The sequence below is a fragment of the Candidatus Hartigia pinicola genome, from assembly GCA_020541205.1.
Classification (GTDB): Bacteria; Pseudomonadota; Gammaproteobacteria; order Enterobacterales; family Enterobacteriaceae; genus Hartigia; species Hartigia pinicola.
The window spans coordinates 374,954-395,576 of record CP048208.1 but is presented as its reverse complement, the minus strand read 5'-3'; the positions used below and the strand labels follow the sequence as shown (position 1 = coordinate 395,576).

The window sequence follows — 20,623 nt, the reverse complement described above, 5'->3', positions numbered from 1 at the left end:
TGGATATAAATATTTATTCATAACTTATTAACTAGGATCTAATCAAACACTTAAAACTTGATAAATGTTTTAGGTATTGAAAATAAAATTAAATTAAATTATTTTATCGATAGCATGAAACTACATATATTCATCATGTAGATGAAAAACATTGAACGAAATGATATTTTAATGCTATCAACCATATTATTATGGTATTCTTAAATATACAGCAATAAAAATAAAATGTGTGTAAATAGTAAATGTTAAATGAACTAAAAATATATATATGACTTAATGACATCATTATTAATGATACACACTTTTCTCATACAAAACTCTGAATACGATTAAAGTACGTGATATTCTTGATGATTTTACTATACATGTAAAAAATTATAATACTTTTAATTTTAATATAAATTTTTTAATATACGCACACCATCATAGTGACTAGAGTGAAGCTATCGCATAATTCGATAGAATGTAGTTCTATACGGATCTTAATTGCACAGATACTAATTACATCTAACTAATCAATGTAGTCATTTAAGACATCATCGAATATACTTAGATTATTTATTATATATCATTTTCGCTAAATTTACATTTTTAGTCCGCTAATATGTTCCGTTAACATCAATCTAATCATATCAACAATTGCATTATCACGTATCTTTATTCATTTATGTATATATAGCAAAACCATCTAAAAATAATAAAAGATAACAATTGCTTTAAATTACATCTTAGTAAAAAGCTAATACCGTTTTGATAGTATAAAAGTACAACTGAACTTAAACTCTTCATATCAATAATAAAGATAGTATAATTCTGCATTATTACATTATATTATTTTTAATCTCCATTCACGTTTTGATTTTACTTTTGCATGATAAAAGTAGCAATTATTTATTAGTAGGAACACCATGTGTCAGTTCACTTATCTGCTTAATTCTGAAACCACTCTAATTATTAATATTCTATATTTAAAGCCTGAATACTTCTTTTAATTAGAAGATATAAAAAATTCTTTAATAAGCTTTGCATACAAAATGTATATATTTAAAGATCGAAAATTAAACTATGTGGTATGACTACAAGCTTTTTTTAACATATAGTACTCTTATAATTAATAAAAAGAATATAGATTGTAATTAGCATAAGGTAAAATTTTCAGAACTTTTTGAAGTCAAAAACAACAACTTATCCAAGTTATTATTCTAATCACATAATACTACAAATTAAGTAATCCTAATAAACACTTCACGTAAACAATAATATTAGAACGATCCTAAATAGATAATAATAAAACAATTATTTTAGTTCTTATGCAAATATTTAAAAATATGCGATATGAAAATAACAACCTCAATAAATTTACTCTAACCTAGAAGGTGTAAGATCAAATATTCTAAATTATTAAACTCCATAATTACATATACAATAATTCATGAAATATCAAAATAATTATTTATCTATACATAATTTTAACACATGCGCTAATATAAACAATTTCTTCATAGCAGTAAAATAATGAGTTCACGTCTTATTTCTAGAATGACATTAATGCTAGACGTAAATTACAGTTTTTTGTATAAAAATTTAAAATTTCAGAATAAAATACATTGCTCATAGACATTCATGAATAATATGAGCATTCACTTAAAATACATATTTATTAAGCTTTTTACTAACAATACTTTTTATTCAAAAAATGATAACACTAAAAAAAAGACTAATGCTTCACTAATATTTTATTTAAAATAGTATAAAACACTAACAATACCTCATTTCAGAGGTCAAATGATATCGCAATTAAATTACCGCTACTTACTAATAATAAAACTTAACAACGTTGCAATATTTATTGCAGATTTACTTATACTATTATACGAACTATAGTTCGTCCTTTCACTACTACGTTGCTATATTAATTGCATTCTTTTAATATCTACTTAATTTTCTAAAAACTTCACGTTAATCACTAAAAAAATCACATATATGAATTTTATTTTAATAAAAAGAAAATTACTCATATATATTCTTTCTAGTTATACTAACATATAAAACTTTATTGATATCATTTATTATTTATCAGAAATATAATTAACATTCATCTATTCAATAGAGTCTAGTTTATCTTACTGAATTAATTGCACAATCAAATCAAAAAAAATTTAAATATATTAACTATTATTTAGACTCAATATTGAGTATAAGTAAATTTATTAACATTTTACAATTTGAAAAGTATTATTTTGCATGCTAATTTAAATTTTTGATTTGAATAATATCTCCATAATACTGCCATAATACTTTTATTATGATATTAATGTAATCCATAAAAATAATAAACTTTTATGACAATCTTATATAATTAAAAAAGATGCTATTTTAATTCTATCAAAAAATTATCTATTAAAATATAGTTTTTAAAATCAAATAAAAATATAATAACACTAAAGAACAAATATTATTTTTATAAAAAAAGCTGAATCTAAATAAAGTTAAAATATTATTCACTAATTTTCATACATCATGATTGTTTCGTTAAAATGCAAAGTTTGCAATATTAGCATTATTAAATAAATATTAAATAAATTAAACTATATAAAAATCTGAAACGCATACACCTAGCAATCAATATCTATAAAATGTTCACTTCATATGTTTTATATAAAAAGATCACTTAAAATAAGAAAATGTTCTCTAATAATTTTTAGTAAAATATTACATCTCATTTTTTAATTTTTACATTATGCACCTTTGAAAAATAAACCTGTTGAAACATTTAATAAATATAAGTTACTAGGAGTTTGTATTAGTACTATTTTAACTCGAATAACACTTATAAAATGCTTGATACAAGAAGTGTTAAACAGATACGGATTATAAAAAAGACTGTTTAGAATCAACTCATACATTATAGAAAGCATTTATTATTAACTTTATAAAATAATTGTAAAAAACGATATTATAAACAAAAATATGCATATATTATTTTTATAAACTATATAATATTCAGCCTACTTTAAAATATATTAGTAGATAACGGTTAATATGAGTGACATATTGTCGGGTGGTGTACATCTCATATAGTTAGAATGATCTTTAAGATAATACAATAGCATACATTCTATACTTTAAGCATACTTTCTAAGTATTAGTTTTTAAACTGACTTTACAGTAACAGCTAATTAAAATTCATCATAAAATATGACAAACATTAAAAGATATTTAATATCAAAATATAGTTGTTTAAACTACTATTTTCTTTTCTGTTACATCAAAATACTAAATAAACTATAAAAATTCTAGAACATAACACCAATCTATCCCACTGAAACTGATTTGAACGATAATTAATATTATCTACTTTATCAAAAAAATATTCTATATTGCAAATTTGCTTAGCGATAAAATAATTTATTTAATTTTTTAACAATCTTATAATCCTATTATTGCTATTTTAGATTAACAACGAGGTATTTATGAGCACAACCATACATAGAAAATTAATAATTTTAGGTTCTGGTCCAGCTGGTTGTACTGCTGCAATCTACGCAGCTCGAGCAAATCTAAGTCCCGCACTAGTTACTGGTATAAATCAAGGTGGTCAATTAGCGACCACAAATGAAGTTGAAAATTGGCCAGGGGACTCTGAAAATTTAACAGGACCAGTGTTAATGCATCGTATGCATAATCACGCAATTAAATTTCATACTGAGATTATTTCAGATCACATAAAAAAAATTAGTATTCAACAACATCCATTTAGTTTATTTGGAGATACAAATGAGTATACTTGTGATGCATTAATTATTGCAACAGGGGCTTCTGCACGATATCTTGGTTTACCATCAGAAGAAGCTTTTAAAGGACGAGGAGTTTCTGCTTGTGCAACTTGTGATGGTTTTTTTTATCGCAAGCAGAGGGTTATTGTTGTTGGCGGCGGAAATACAGCGTTTGAAGAAGCCTTATATCTTTCAAATATAGCATCAGAAATCCATTTGATTCATCGTCATAACAATTTCCGAGCTGAAAAAATTCTTATCAGCCGTTTAATGGAAAAAGTGAAAAACGGTAACATTATTCTTCATACTAATTGCATTGTAGAGAAAATACTAGGTAATGATGCGGGAGTCACAGGTGTTCATTTACGTAATACTAAAACTAATAAAATAAAAGAATTAGAAGTTACAGGGATTTTCATTGCCATTGGTCATACCCCAAATACAGAGATCTTTAATGGTCAACTAAATTTAAAAAACGGGTATATCCAAGTGGAGTCTAATACTCGAGATTACACAACTCAAACCTCTATCCCTGGGGTTTTTGCTGCGGGTGATGTTATGGACCATATTTACAGACAAGCCATTACCTCAGCGGGAACTGGCTGTATGGCAGCACTTGATGCGGATCGTTACCTTAGACAGATTAAACAACAAAAATCATAACAAGATTTAATGAAGTTCCTCAACGCATAAAATTAGCGTTTTTCATCTCTTTTAACTTTATTATTACTTTGTATTATCAATGCATATGTTATAAAATATCATAAAATAAATATAGCTCTATAAGATAGAGCTATATTTATAACACCAATGAAAATGAACACAGTCCTGCTCGATAGGAACTTATAAATTATATTTAAAAAACAATCTATCTAACTTTAAATTAGCATGTTGAAATTCTTTTCAAACTTAAAATCTTATCTATCTACCTAGAAAGAGAAGAATCTAAAATAATAAACTTGATCGAACAATATTTTTATACATTCAACTCTTTTTCTTAAAAAGAAAAATATATACAACGTAAAAAATAGATATGTATGAAGTATTTTTTAGACTGTTATATATCTTTAAAATAATTCATAATAACATTTGATATACCAAATTATTTCCTAATGAAATGCTTCATGTTAACATTGAAAATTTTAAAACAACTACTCAAATAAAATTAAACTAGATAAACCTACTTAAAAAAGTAATGTAATAAAATTTTTTGTCAGTATTAATAAAAGAATATTAATATTACTTCACTAATCATGTATGTGCAATAAGCATTAAGAAATACTTGTGTAAAATTTTATCATGCAAGTAAAAATCTAGAATAAAATATATTGTTCTAGACACTCATATTCACTCTATAAACTATAGTAAAAACAATAATATTATAAAAAGAGTTAAAAACATTAATTATTTATCCTGTGCAAAATTAGACTGAAACATGTAAAAGTCTTTATAAATAAAACAACAGTTATATAAATATAATAATTTTAAATAGTATATATAATATATTCTTTAAAATTATTTAGATAAAACAAATAGTAAAATCTATACTTTTCATGTTATCTTTAACTACAACATAATCTACACTCAATGAAGTGAATGAAAAAATGTTGAAAAATATAAAACACTTTAGATATATTTAAATTTTGCCTTACCATTTATGCGACTGATATTAATTATCTTACTTTTACACATAAAATACTAAATAAAATGAAACTTATTCTTTAACTTATTGAAAAATAAGAGATTTCACTAATACAATATAATACACAAACAAACGCTACTCTGCATAAAACTGTAACCTACTTTTATCTACAGGTAAACAAATTTTTAATTATATTCATTATCAGTAAATTTTATTCGTATAAATTAAAACTATTAAAAATCTTATCTCATTGATAAAGTGATATACGTCTGTTTTTAGTTTTTTAATTACTTAATCAATATCATCGTAATCTTTTATTTATGTTCTTCTCCAACAACACCTTCATAAAAAAAGTAAAAGTATCTTGATGTATTATACTACAGATATTACCGTAAACAAACAATAAATTCATCGCATTAATAAAATAATCATTTCTTATCAAACATCTAATTGTTATTTAACAAAATACCGTAGCACGTCAATTTTAGTATCTACACTAAATAAATAAATTTATAATTTATAGCATGGATATAAACATTATTTCATAATAGATAACTAAAAGAAAGCTCAGTACAAGAAAATTAATTACAGTTATAAATTGTATTTTTTTTCTCTGTGTTTCGAATAAGCCAGCAGTTATGAATTTTAGGGTTGCGAGCAAAATCTTTTGAACGTATTTTTGTTGTAATTTCTTCTATTTCTAATTTTAATTCTTTTAATGCCAAAACATTCATTTTAAAAGCGCGTTTATTATTAGAAAACATAATAACGCCACTAGGACGCAATAAACGTTTTAAATGTATAAACAAATAAACGTGATCACGCTGAACAGAAAATGTTTGATCCATTCGCTTTGAATTAGAAAACGTTGGTGGATCTATGAAAATTAAATCAAATTTCTCATCACTCTTTCTAATCCAACTTAAACAATCTGCTTGAATCAAACGATGCTGACATCCTGTTAAGCTATTTTCCTGTAAATTTTTCTTCGCCACTTGTAAATAAGTACGTGACATATCAACTGAAGTTGTGCTTTTTGCACCACCTAATCCAGCATGTACTGTTGCAGCACAAGTATAACAAAAAAGATTAAGAAAATCAGTATTGTAGCTCATTTTCCCTAATAAACGACGTGCAAGACGATTATCTAAAAATAAGCCTGTATCTAAATATGCGGTTAGATTAACGATTATTTTTGCTTCGTACTCTTGTATTAATAAACAATCATCTTGTTGTGCAAATTTTTCATACTGTTTTTTACCTTTTTGTCGTTGACGTGTTTTTAATATTAGTTGATTTGATGATAATTGTAAAACATTCATAGTTGCTATAATTACATCTAATAAGCGCTGGCGAGATTTACTCTCATCTATGATTTTTCCAGGCGCATACTCTTGAATAATTACTTTTCTAACATAATTATCCACAGCGACATTGTATTCGGGTAAATCAGAATCATAGACACGATAGCATTCAATACCTTGATTTTTAGCCCATTTACTAAGTTTTTTATAATTCTTACGCAATCTGTTAGTAAAATCAGGAGATACTTCATCGATAGTCTCTTCATATATTCTCGCTAGATGATAATTTTTTTGTACACAATCTAAGGGACCATTTTTCGTTTTAAATTCTCGTTCAGAGCGAAGTTGTAAACATTTTAATAACTCTGGATCACCACTAAACATCGATACACGCCAGCCTTGGAAACTCTTTTTTACTACACGCCCCAATTGACTATATAACACCATTAGTGCTGGTCTAGTTTCTAAACGTTCACCATAAGGCGGATTGCTTAAAATTGTTCCTGAGATATTAGTTTTAACTGGATTTTCAAGCATTGCTACATCGCCTTGACTAAAACTAACCAGATCTTGTACACCAGCTCTAAACACATTATCACGCGCCATATCTAAAATTTTTTCATCAATATCATAGCCATAAAAATGAGCAGTCGTATCTTTCAAACCTTGACGAAAACAAGCTTGCGCTTCTTTTCTGAGATTCTTCCACAATTCTGGATTATATTTCCTCCAAGAATAAAACCCCCAATATTTTCGATTTAATCCAGGAGCTTTATTTGCAGCAATCATTGCCGCTTCAATTAATAAAGTACCAGAACCACACATTGGGTCGATAAGAGGTGTATCTTTCTTCCACCCCGAACGTTTGATAATGACCGCTGCTAAATTTTCTTTTAGTGGCGCTTGTCCTACCAAGTTACGGTAGCCACGAATATGTAATGAATCACCACTTAAATCCAACGCTACAATAACTTTATCTTTATGAAGGTATACATGAACGCGAATATCTGGTTGATTATGAGATACATAAGGTCTTTGATTTACTTTATGTATAAAATAATCTACAATAGCATCTTTCACCTTTAATGCACCATATTGACTATTACGAATCACTGCATTAGTACCATTGAAATTTATAAAAAAAGTATTATTAACCTGAAAAATTTTAGTCCAATCAATACTTTGTACACCAAGATATAAATCCATATTACTATTAAGATTAAACTCATGTAACAATAATAAAATACGAGATGCTAGTCTGCTCCAGAGAAGGGTAGTATACATTACCCGCTCATCAGCTTGAAAATATACTTTTCCAAGTGCAACTTTACACTGACTAGCACCTAGAGTTTGTAATTCTACTTTTAACAATTCTTCTAAGCCATAAGCTGTGCTACCAAAAAGAGAAATCATAATCTTTTACTGCTTTTAAAAAGTTATTAGTTATTATAATTATATGACTCGCTCGTTATAAAGTTATCCATGAATAATTATAAAGATGAAATAATAACACTTTCGCGTCTTTATACGTATCCAGTAAAATCAGTGAAACATATCGATCACAAATTTACAACAATATTAATAAATCAACGTTTGATTGTAAAATTTTATACTAATAATATTTTAGGATAAATATATAACAGTAAAACCATACTGATATATCTTATTCTTTTTAATAGTTATATTATTCTGCATAATACACTCTAATATAAAAACAATACAAAATTATCAACACGACAGCATTATTATGTGTAATAATAATAAAAAAACAATCGAAGTCTAGTATAATTATTTTTATTTACCACTGAATGCTCAAAACGACTAATACTTCATTGAATATATATTGTAATATATAGTGCCGAATTATACTGACTGAGAATGTAGTTGTATTATCACATACAAGTATCTAAGCTATCATTATCGTGTACTATAATGCTTGCTTATTATTTTTAATTGATAAAAAATCCATATGAAAATTTTAAAAGACATTTTGTCAACATAAAGATTAAGAATATTATAAATAACAAAATCAGCACAAAATAAACATTTTAAAAATATATTGAGTGTTTATTAAAAATATTAATATTATTTTACTTTGTAAACTATCAAGATTTTTTAAACGTAATTATTTCATGAACTCTATCAAAAACAGCATGTTTCTATAAATTAGAGACTTTTTAAACAACTAAAACATTTACATATACTAAGTATATTTATGTTTATAAAATATTTATACTCTTTGATACATGCTAAAATTATTAATCAAAATAAATACTAAGAATTTTTAAAAAAAATCACTATATATTGATATTTTAGATTTTATAAAAATACAAAATTAAAAACAAAATAACTTATCTTCGGCAGATGTATAAATATACTTAGCGTGATCTGTTGAAGTAGTATTATTCACAATACTGATAAAAATTTTATAATTTCAAATAGAAAAATTAAAAGTATAAGTACATTTTAATACAAAAACTATCGTCCCAATAAAAATTTTCTCAATTACAGATAATTAATAGTGATAAATACTCAATATTTATGACGTACTTTTCTAATAACTATAAATAAAATGCATATCTTAGTAGTGGTATTTTCCATAAAATAATTAGCATTTATAAAAAATTATTGGTAAATAATATATATTACAAAACTAGACTTCACTTTTATAATCACGAAATATAATAAACTCTATACTAATATTTACTATCTTTCGATTGTACAATAAATATACTATAAGAAATTTCGTAAGAAAAATTTATTATCAATTATTGATAGCTTGTTCTTTTTATGTTATTTTATGGATACTTCAAAAATATCAAAAATGTATGAAAATTTTTATCTAACTAACATAAAAAATTATCTTAAATTTAAAGATGTGACACTACATATAGATATTACCCTAATAATTTTCACTAGGAAAAAATTTAATCCTACTAAAATTAAAAAATTAATTATTTAATTAAGTACTATCTAAAAAATAAAAAACGTTATTTAATTATTAAATCAATAAGAAATTATAAGATCTTCTGTAATTTTTAAAAAATAATAAAATTCAAGATATTTACTAAAGTATCTTGAATCAAATAAAGAAAAATAATATTTATCTTTGTATTAAATATTCAATTTGTAACAAAATAATTCACAAACTTAACTAAGTATAGTGCTAGTAAAATGCTTCTATATTTTTAATATTCGAGACTAGTCAACATATTAGAAATTAAATTATTTTATATAAAAATCTACTGAATAAATTTTATTATGATACTATTTTACCATGCAACATTATCCAAAAAATTTTTCCAATACTCAGTAGATTAAAGATAATTATCAAATACTTATAAATAGACAAAATACATTCACTATAGAAAAATTAACCAATACTCTACAGTTTACGGCTACCATGTAACTGTTAAGTTTTTATTAAAAATGTTTAATAACATAAACAGAACGATTTAAAATAATAACACAGCAATGCTATAAGATTTTCTCATATACTATCGCTACATATAAATATAATCACACATCAGGTTAATGTACTGAGATCGTTTTCTTATTTAATTTAACTTATTACTCATAAAAATTGCAATTCATGTCCCACTTCTCATTCAAGTAATGAAGCGGATTGTCATTAACAAATAAGCGTAGTAATACCAAAACATGGCAGAAAAACGCAATATCTTTCTAGTAGGACCAATGGGTGCTGGAAAAAGCACTATTGGTCGTCAATTAGCTCAACAACTTAATATGGAGTTTTTCGATTCTGATCACGAAATTGAAAAACGCACGGGCGCAGATATAGGCTGGGTTCTTGACTTGGAAGGTGAAGTAGGCTTTCGAGATCGCGAAGAAAAAGTCATTAATGATCTTACTGAGAAACAAGGGATTGTACTTGCAACAGGTGGTGGTTCAGTCAAATCAAAAGAAACCCGAAAACGCCTCTCAGCGCGTGGTGTTGTTATTTATCTCGAAACAACTATCGAGAAACAACTCTCGAGGACTCAACGTGATAAAAAACGTCCTTTATTTCACATGAACAAATCAGCACGTGAAATTCTTGAAAAATTAGCATCAGAGTATAATCCGATGTATAAAGAAATTGCTGATATCACTATTCATACCCATGATCAAAGTGCCAAAATGGTTATTAATCACATCATCAAACTTTTAGAACCTATGCAGAATCTTTTTCAAATATAATAATTTTATATTATTTATTCAAAAGAAAACCTGTAGTAAAATATATTAATCAAACAATATTTTAATAATTGAATATTTTTACTGAAAAGTTAAAATATACACCATTTGTAAAGTCGACATCTATAAAATATTTTTCGTTTTTCTATACACCTAAAACACTTACTAAACTAAGGAGGAATTATCATTAGTAATGTTCAAACAGTACCCGTATGTTATACTATTTTAAAATTTAATAAAAATATTGAAATTAGAGAATAAATATTCTAGCGAGATTCTTGTTAAGACTTATCTAAGTGCTGATACAATTTTATAATTATTGATACGAAAATATGTTTAAAACACAAGCATTATTTGTTAAAAATATATTGTATACTAAGAAAAGTTACCAAAATTAAATAATACACTATAGTAAAATAAAGTTTATCCATGTAATTTTACAATCATAAAATTTGATACACTCTATAAATATTAATATGATCTACGATCATCTATATTATCAATACATGTTTTCATTTTCGAGAAAAATACGAACTTAAAAAAATAAAAAATATTTGAATAATAACTTTTAATTTTAAAATTAATACTGTATAATTCTTTTTACAAAACAAAAAATACCGAAGCGAATCTTAAACCAAACTAAAATTTAACGATATTTTATAGTTTTCTTGTTATAAATCAATATTTTAAATCCCAAAAAGAAATTTTTTATCATTGTAATTTATTGACTTCTTTTTGATTTAGATATAACATTTTCATCACATCCGTGAAGATAATGTTGTCTCAAACATGATTGTGAAAGCATATATTACATGAACATAATATTTGTTACCGTCATTTTATTACAATCTTATTTCTATACATAACGATAATAATAAAGTCAATAATCCTTCACTCAACAGTAATATACAAGACAATCACTAAAGAATATAAAAAAAAGTCACTGTTGATTTTCATTCACATACTTATCCTGTGACTACATACCTTGATCTCTATCATTAACCTACTATTCATTAATTAGTTACAATAAAACAAAAATGTTAATACTATCGAATACAATATTTTACTGTATCTATCCTGATAGATTTATACAGATTCTTCAAAAATCTTGATTTATCATATACCACAGTATTTTGATAAACAAAAAAACAGCACACAATTGAATTGATTATGAATAACCTTTCATAGCGTACTTCACCAATACTTTAATCTTAATATAACCCTTATTGATGTTAATGGAGATCTTATTTTCACTTCATGAGCTACAAAAAATAATCATGTTCAACATAGTTGTTCATAATATTTAAATCCCAATATACTTTTATTACATATTAACTTTTCAATTTGAAGAAACTAACATAAATTACTTTATAGATAAATATAACTAAAATCTTTTATTAATGTTTTCTATTATTTATAAAATATTAAATATTGCATAATAATAGATTGCGTTTTTAGCTAATTGAAAATATAGATCACATAATCACCTTAGATAATTGAATAATGGTATATAATATTTTTTTATTTTTAATTTAAAAATGTAGTATTTTCCTGTAATTAAAACTAGTGATCTATAAGTACTCATAAATTGTAATAATTTATTTAATCATGAGATACAGACTAATAAAAATTATGGTATTGAAACTTTATAACAATACTATTTTTTCTGAAATCGAAATAAAAACCAGAAAAAGAAAATAAAATACGCTTACTTCAGAATAAACACTAAGATTTATTGTATTAATAAACCTAAAATTTATTCACTTTAAGTTTATTAGAAATAATATTATACAACCATTAACATTATATATGAAATAAAACAAAAAAAATCACTGGAAATAAATTATATTAAATTTTACTGATGTTATAAATTATTAAGAAGTGCTTTCAGATATTAAGATACATACTAAAGATACAAGTATTTTCAGCTTCTCATAAACTAGTAAGTGCACACACTAAAAAATAGTGAAAATATTTCTCAAGATAGCAAGAATCTATTGAAATGTTGCTAACAAACAGTGCTGAAAATTATTAGATTATACTCTATGTTGAAAATTTCAGTTATAAATTATTTTAATACTAAAATTTTTGTAAGTATTTAATATTTATATTCTGTCAACATATTTAAACAAGATAGAATTAAAGAGACGATTTTTTATATGCGTTTAAAAATATAATTTAGTCTAACTCAATACTAATCAAAATAAATATATTATTTTACTACCAAACAATATTTTTCTCTAGAAAGAGAATAAATAAATTTCAACTAAATGATCAGCTTAATATACACAATGATCTTTAGGTAAACATAGCTTCTAGAACAACAAAGTGAACCTAACTCCAGAATCTAAAAACTAACTACTGTGCGTCAGCACATTTAAAAGATAAGAATTCCATCTATCAGTACTTTTCCAGCAACAAATAAAACACAAAAAAACTGACATGATAGTTAGCGAATTGAAATTTTAGATGAGATAGCTCATGTATTTAATCCAAACCAATCACCAAACAAAATACAATAAATATATTAACAATAAATATCACCTACCATTAATTTCGTAACTAAATCCTAAAAATAATCAAAAATACTGTATTAAAACCTAAAAAATCCAATAAAAATCTAAAAAACAAACATCTCAAAGCAAATTAAGTAACGAGTAAAACTGGCTACAATGCATTATAAATCAACTACTAGAATAATCCTTGCGGAACAAATAATTACACATTGCCAATAAGCACTGCAAGCCATGTACACACGCTTAGTACTTTCCATAAACAATAAAATTAATAAAGTATAAATTTTACAACACAATATGTAATAGATAAACTTAGTATATGTTAATATACCGAAATTATTATACTATAAATAAAAAAACATAATGTTCATTATACCTATTGAAATTTAAGAAAAAACCTTGGGTGAAAGATATAAATCAAGTTCCATAAGATAAAAATAATAATATGTTATTGCAGGCACACTATGCTGTCCTGACAATTACGTCTCTTTATTACTAGAAAATGTTATTTGATGATGCAACTGAATGAAAAAAAAACGAGCATTTCTAAAATGGGCTGGTGGTAAATATACCCTTTTAGAAAATATTAAAAAATATCTTCCAAAAGGGTATTGTCTGATCGAACCTTTTGTAGGAGCAGGTTCTGTCTTTTTAAATACTAGTTATGATGATTATATTTTAGCTGATATAAATCATGATCTTATAAATCTCTATAATACCGTAAAATATCGCACTCTTCCTTTTATTGAGGAAGTGCGTCAAATATTTACTCCTGAATTTAATACGTCAGAACAATATTATCTTACACGAAAAAGATTCAACCAATCTACCGACCCTATCAAACGCAGCGTATTATTTTTATATCTGAATCGGCACTGTTATAATGGACTCTGTCGTTATAATTCACTTGGAGAATTTAATGTACCTTTTGGTAGCTATAAAAAAACTTATTTCCCCGAAGAAGAATTGCTATGGTTTGCCGATAAAGCACAAAAAGCAACTTTCATTACTCAAAACTATGAAAGCACACTATTATCAGCACAACCAGGATCAGTCGTTTACTGTGACCCGCCATATACTCCTCTATCTAAAACAGCAAATTTTACTAAATATCACACTAGCCCATTTAGCGCACAAGAACAACAAAAACTCGCGAAATTAGCTTATTATTTATCATTGAATCGACAAATTACAGTTCTTATTTCAAATCATGACACGATCACAACAAGAAGATGGTACCATCAGGCTAAATTACATATGGTTACAGTACGTCGCACTATCAGTCGAAACATATTCAACCGCAATAAAGTTAATGAATTATTAGCTTTATATAACACTGAGTCAATCATAAAAACTCCAACAACTAAAAAAACCATTTTAAGTATCTCTCATCTAACGTAAAGTATCTAAAAATAACATTTAAATAAACAGAGATAATTATGAAAGATTTTCTTATTGCCCCATCTATTTTATCTGCAGATTTCGCTCGTTTAGGTGAAGATACCGAAAAAGTAATCACAGCAGGTGCAGATATTATACATTTTGACGTCATGGATAATCATTATGTTCCTAACCTAACATTTGGTCCTATGATTTGTAAAGCCTTACGCAATTACGGTATTAAGATACCTATTGATGTGCACTTAATGGTTAAACCTGTAGATCAAATTATTCCTGATTTTGCCAAATCTGGTGCAAATCATATCAGTTTTCACATTGAAGCTACTGAACATATTAATAGAACATTGCAGTTAATCAAAGAACATGGTTGTACTTCTGGCCTTGTTTTTAACCCTGCAACACCATTAATCCACCTTGAATATCTTATGGATAAAATTGACATGGTCTTATTGATGTCTGTTAATCCAGGCTTTGGAGGGCAATCCTTTCTTTCTCACACTCTCACTAAATTACGTCAAGTGCGTAAAATGATTGATCAGAGTGGTTACAATATTCATTTAGAAATTGATGGAGGCGTTAAAATTGATAATATAGCAAAAATCGCAGAAGCTGGTGCGGACACTTTTGTTGTTGGCTCTGCTATTTTTACTCAACCTAATTATAAATCTGTCATTGACACAATGCGTCAAGAATTACACAAAGTATACTCACTACACAAATAATATAAAAACATTCAATCGTATTACTTTTGATTAAGATTTATGCATGTAAATAGTATCGAAAATTATTGAAAGTGTTAGATTGAATATTAAAATAAAAAATATATATGGGTAGATAAAATACATGACTCTATTTCAGTTTACAATACGAGTAACATTATGATCAAGAAAGTAAAATCATATAGACTAACATAAAAATTACCTCTCAATTACAATAAATCACTTTAAAAAACTTATGATAATATTTTCCATTCAGCAGACACTTAACTTTTTAATAAAATCTAGATTAGTGAAACATTTTCTCATCTCGTAAGAAATGAGACTCAAAAATTAAGTAATGAGGAATAGATATTACTATTTATTAAAAACAAATAAAAAATAACAAAAATACTGAATTCTTATATAATAGGACTGTTTATTAGATAATGATTTAATCACTCAAATTAATGCACTCAATACTCTGATTATATCAATTCATAAATTAAATATTAATAAAATATGAACAACAATACATTATTAAAAAACTAATTTCATTTAACTAGTTAATGCCTTTCTAAAAAAATAGTTATCTAAAATTTAGCGTGAAACATATTATTTCCTATCATTAAATCACGAGAAATAAAAAGTCATCAATAATGTCCTGCAAAAAATTCACAACAAATAAAACGTCACAACTAAATTAAAATAGAAAAAGTAATAATAATTAATTTTTCCATAATGTTATTAATAACACTGTGATACTTTTGAAAACTAATTAATAAATTGAATATCTTTTCATGAATACAGCATGAATTAATATAATAAAATATACATCTTATTAAATAACTTTTTTAAATATATTGCTATATTAAAACAATAATCTATTCAGAGATAGTACATTACATTTATTGATAATTTTTCTCCATATATAATATATATCTGATGCTTAATTTAATAAATCAATCAAAAAGTCTTGATTATTAAATTAACATCCTGCTCACTAATAACTACTATGAATTATTTAAAACTTTTATTGTTATTCAATAAAAGTGTTATTTAGCTAAATATAATATACGAAATGAATCAAGCGAATCCCTAAAATTGTTTCTAACATTAGTATAAAAATTAAAATAGAATAATATGGATGTAAACATAAAAACGTTTCAAGATTTAGAAATAAAAGCTTTATGTCAATAATAAATTATTTGAATAATGAGACTATTTATATTTCAATAAACAACACATTAGAAAAAATAATTTAATTATTAAAATGTAATTAAATAATAGAAAAATTTTATAGTTCTTTATATTAATTGATTTTTAGTAAAATTACTGAATAGTTAAATATTCAAATATGAAATAAAATATTAAATTATTAGCTAATTATAAATTTACAATTGTTAAGATTTATCAGAATGTTCTTTATTTTAAGTTGTCTAATCTATTTTTGTGGTTTACAGAATTTTTTTTAAATTTAATATACAAGAAATTTTAAAAATATTATCAAATAAGAGATATCTTCTAGTTGTTGTATAAAGTATTATTTATCTTCACTTTGGGAATTTTACGAAACCGATGGCTTGATAGACTTTATCTAACATTTCTTGCGCTCTAATTGCTGCTTTTATTGCACCTTGATATATAATTTTATTCAATAGCATTTCATCATGACGAAAATACTGATAACGCTCTTGTAGTATTCTAAGCAGACTAGAAGCAGCATCAGTCACAGCAACTTTTAGTTGACTATACCGTTTCCCTTTAAACTCACTTTCAAGTTCAGGAATGCTTTTCCCAGTCAGCCCGGATAGTATATTTAGTAAGTTTGATACACCAGGTTTGTTTTCAACATCATAAATAATACGAGACCGTTCGTCAGAATCAGTTATTGCTCTTTTGATTTTTTTTTCTGCATTTTTTGGATCTTCTAATAACATAATTACATTATTAAAATTTTCGTCCGACTTAGACATCTTTTTAGTTGGATCTTGCAGTGCCATTATGCACGAACTATTTTCAGTATCAATGAAAGGATCAGGAATAGTAAAAATATCACCGTAAATAGCATTAAAACGCTGAGCAACATCACGGCTAAGCTCTAAATGTTGCTTTTGATCAATACCGACAGGAACTTTATTAGTTTGATATATAAGTATATCAGCAACCATGAGGACTGGATAACCAAATAAACCTGAATTAATATTATTTGAGTAGCGCACTGATTTATCTTTAAATTGAGTCATGCGTCTTAATTCACCATAATAAGTATAACAATTTAATACCCAACTAAGCTGCGCGTGTTGTGGTACATGTGACTGAATAAAAATAATACTTTTTTCGTGGTTAATCCCACAAGCAAGATACCAGGCTAGAGTATTAAGAATATTTTTACGTAATTCCTCAGGATCTTGACGAACCGTGATAGCATGTTGATCAACAATACAATAAATACAATCATAATTATCTTGCATTTTTACCCAATGACGTAACGCACCTATGTAATTACCAATAGTTAATACACCGGAAGGCTGTGTGCCACTAAACGCAATAGGTTTTGAAAATAGTTGTTTTTTAGTTGGTTCAGTCATTTTATTTATATCCTTTAGTTATGTCAATCAGATAAACTGAGCATCAAGACAAACGCTGCAATATATTCATATATAGTCAAGCCTTACTGAATGCTATAATATCCTCTTATTTATTCATAAGTTTAGATTAACGTCAGAACACAGAAACATTGTTATAAGACTATAATATCATTATGCAATGATCTAAAAAATTTTAAATCAATAGTTATTTTACCGTATTTTTAAGTAACAATACACAATAGCGTAGCTTTATTGTTCACAATTTTCATTAATATTGAATATTATAAAATTTTTCAAAAGTTTTTAATTCAGGAAATAGGTTTTACTTATTGTAATACACGCGATATAAAATAAGCGATCAATTAGCCCTGAACAATTATTGGTTTATTTAATCTAATTAATAAAATATCTTAATATTATTTTGTTATCTATTCAATAATAGTAAATAGAATACTCAACAATGATCTAAATAATCTAAACCCTAAAAAAAATCCAGTTCAATACGAACTATACTAAATGATGAAGTATACGCTATATAAATCGTTCTTATATTTTAAACATAAACAATATTTGAAAGAAAAGTAAAATTTTTACCTAAATATTGCATCACTTAACAACGCAACAGTCAATAGTACCTTTTTACTATTGAATCTCACTAATTAATTATTAGAAAAATATCTTTATAATAAATTTAAGAACATTTGTCTTAAAATAATTATCTATATCCTATGCAAGCTAGATAGCTAAAATAAGATTAACACAATCTATCAGGATTATCCGTCTGAATTGGCAATAAACGTTCACCACTAAAGTTAGAGAAATTAAATTCCACATTAGACATTATATACGAAGCCCAATAACACCCGGCTAATGATTAATCAACATTATAGTGATTAATTCTCTAAGTAATGTTGATGTATCTTTAAAGAACCTGTCGAACCCGTTAATTTTATTTAGGTATTATTATCACGACCAATCCATACAATTACAACTTCTTTACTATCAATTCCTGTATACCAGCTATCACGCAGTTCATTAATAGTTTCCATCTTTTCAGCTAAGTTGATTTTTTATATTTAGATAATAAAATACGTCTGGTGCCATTCTGCGCAACTTATTGCATACCATATAAAGTAAGATAAGCTGCTTGTGGTAAAATCGTATAGTTAAAGGATGGTAAGCTTTCATAAATTTTATTTCCATTACCATTAATCACTGAACATAGAATAGAAAGTTTTTCTCTATTAGGATTACTATTTCTATTACTATGACCAAAAATAGTTTGATAAAGCTGCGCCACTTTCATAAGTGTTAGATTAATCGTACCTAATAATATTACTGGTAGTTTTTATTTCCGTAACAAGAACTCCTAAACGAATACAGATCTTAATAATTTTGTCAACTTTGACTGCTAGACTTAAGCTCACCGTGGAATATTTTGTGATTTCACTAGTGAGTCTATGAGTACCATTCTCCCTGTGAAATAACGGTTGTAGTTTTTTGGACTTTAAGTTTAATTACCTGCTCTCATAGAAATAGACTCATCTTTTAAGCAAGTATTTAGACGGCAACGAGTAGATTCATTTAATTCTGCCAAATAAACAAATGGCTTAGCTAAGGCATCAAATACTACGGTATACATTAAATGCTCGATTAAACCCTGAGTATCGTGGCTGCAAACTACCAACGATTTCTCTTACTTCAGCATTAATACGATCAACTACAATTATTACACCTTCAATGTCATTCAACTTATAATCTTTACGTGATGTAGAAACACCTGGCTCAATTGCTATTTCTGTTACAGTTTGTGCGACAGACAGGGTCAAGAACAGTAAAAATTTTAGCACCAGATCACTCTTTAACTTAATATTCTCATTTTCATTTAATCCTGACATAACATCTGAATAAAAGCGGGTTGAGATTCGAGCAGTTCTGCTTGAGAATGGACATCTAAAAAACGTACACTGAACATTTCATACATTTTTTATGAATAACATGGGCGCCCTTCAGGAATTTTTAATGCGATATTACGACGTTTAGTAGTATTCTCTATCTTAGTCTACGAATTAAAAATAGACGAACTTTTCACCATTACAACGAGTAGTATTTTCTGGTCAAGACTCAGCTAATTAACTGGACGACCAAAATAATATAAACTAGCTAGTAGTAAACTACGAATTTCTTTATTACCATTATGAACTAAATAAATTTCGTTTAGATATAACTCTAAAATACGCTCTTTTCTATAATTATAATCTAGCAAAATAGCCATAATAGCTTCATTAACTTTCCATATTAACGTACGCTTATTAGTTAAAAATAAATTTTTTACCAGTTGTTACGTAAGGGACTGCCTCCCTAAACAGATTTACCTGCAGACAAATTAACAATTATTGCACGGATAATAGACTACAAACTAATTCCATCATCTTTATAAAAGTTACGATCTTTTGTCTCTAACAGCACTTTCACTAACTAACCAGAAAACGCAAAAAAGG

The 20,623-nt window shown here is 26.0% G+C and carries 10 protein-coding genes; 4 read left to right on the top strand and 6 right to left on the bottom strand.

Annotation, left to right across the window (positions count from 1 at the left end; translation table 11 throughout):
• Window positions 1-3,473: 3,473 nt before the first annotated feature.
• Window positions 3,474-4,439: a thioredoxin-disulfide reductase gene (trxB, locus tag GFV14_RS00815; protein ID WP_457914456.1), complete on the top strand. Its 966-nt coding sequence runs from the start codon at window positions 3,474-3,476 to the stop codon at window positions 4,437-4,439.
• A gap of 1,560 nt (window positions 4,440-5,999) precedes the next feature.
• On the opposite strand, the gene rlmKL is transcribed toward trxB, so the two are convergent.
• Window positions 6,000-8,135, bottom strand: a complete 2,136-nt coding sequence (rlmKL, locus tag GFV14_RS00810) for a bifunctional 23S rRNA (guanine(2069)-N(7))-methyltransferase RlmK/23S rRNA (guanine(2445)-N(2))-methyltransferase RlmL (protein WP_457914455.1) — start codon at window positions 8,133-8,135, stop codon at window positions 6,000-6,002.
• 2,247 nt (window positions 8,136-10,382) lie between these two features.
• Between rlmKL and aroK the strand changes: the two genes are divergently transcribed.
• The 3 genes from aroK (at window position 10,383) to rpe (ending at window position 15,558) form a co-directional block, all read left to right on the top strand.
• The gene (aroK, locus tag GFV14_RS00805; protein ID WP_457914454.1) at window positions 10,383-10,922 is read left to right on the top strand and encodes a shikimate kinase AroK; all 540 of its coding nucleotides are present in this window, start codon (window positions 10,383-10,385) and stop codon (window positions 10,920-10,922) included.
• A gap of 3,038 nt (window positions 10,923-13,960) precedes the next feature.
• Window positions 13,961-14,836 (top strand): adenine-specific DNA-methyltransferase, encoded by an 876-nt coding sequence (dam, locus tag GFV14_RS00800; protein WP_457914453.1) that lies wholly within the window; start codon window positions 13,961-13,963, stop codon window positions 14,834-14,836.
• Window positions 14,837-14,874: 38 nt separating this feature from the next.
• Complete coding sequence (gene rpe, locus GFV14_RS00795) at window positions 14,875-15,558, top strand: ribulose-phosphate 3-epimerase (protein WP_457914452.1); 684 nt, start codon at window positions 14,875-14,877, stop codon at window positions 15,556-15,558.
• Window positions 15,559-17,084: 1,526 nt separating this feature from the next.
• On the opposite strand, the gene trpS is transcribed toward rpe, so the two are convergent.
• The 5 genes from trpS to GFV14_RS00770 all read right to left on the bottom strand — a co-directional run bounded on the left by trpS (window position 17,085) and on the right by GFV14_RS00770 (window position 20,421).
• Window positions 17,085-18,122, bottom strand: coding sequence for a tryptophan--tRNA ligase (gene trpS, locus GFV14_RS00790; RefSeq protein WP_457914451.1), 1,038 nt, complete (start codon window positions 18,120-18,122; stop codon window positions 17,085-17,087).
• Window positions 18,123-19,236: 1,114 nt separating this feature from the next.
• Entirely contained in the window at window positions 19,237-19,428 is a 192-nt protein-coding gene (locus GFV14_RS00785; RefSeq protein ID WP_457914450.1) for a hypothetical protein, read from the bottom strand.
• Between the two features lie 207 nt (window positions 19,429-19,635).
• Window positions 19,636-19,764 (bottom strand): hypothetical protein, encoded by a 129-nt coding sequence (locus GFV14_RS00780; RefSeq protein WP_457914449.1) that lies wholly within the window; start codon window positions 19,762-19,764, stop codon window positions 19,636-19,638.
• Window positions 19,745-19,972 carry a hypothetical protein gene (locus tag GFV14_RS00775; RefSeq protein WP_457914448.1) on the bottom strand — a complete coding sequence of 76 codons (228 nt, stop codon included), beginning with the start codon at window positions 19,970-19,972 and terminating at the stop codon, window positions 19,745-19,747. The genes GFV14_RS00780 and GFV14_RS00775 overlap by 20 nt, the downstream gene beginning before the upstream one ends.
• Before the next feature lie 278 nt (window positions 19,973-20,250).
• Window positions 20,251-20,421: a transglycosylase domain-containing protein gene (locus GFV14_RS00770; protein ID WP_457914659.1), complete on the bottom strand. Its 171-nt coding sequence runs from the start codon at window positions 20,419-20,421 to the stop codon at window positions 20,251-20,253.
• Between the last annotated feature and the right edge of the window lie 202 nt (window positions 20,422-20,623).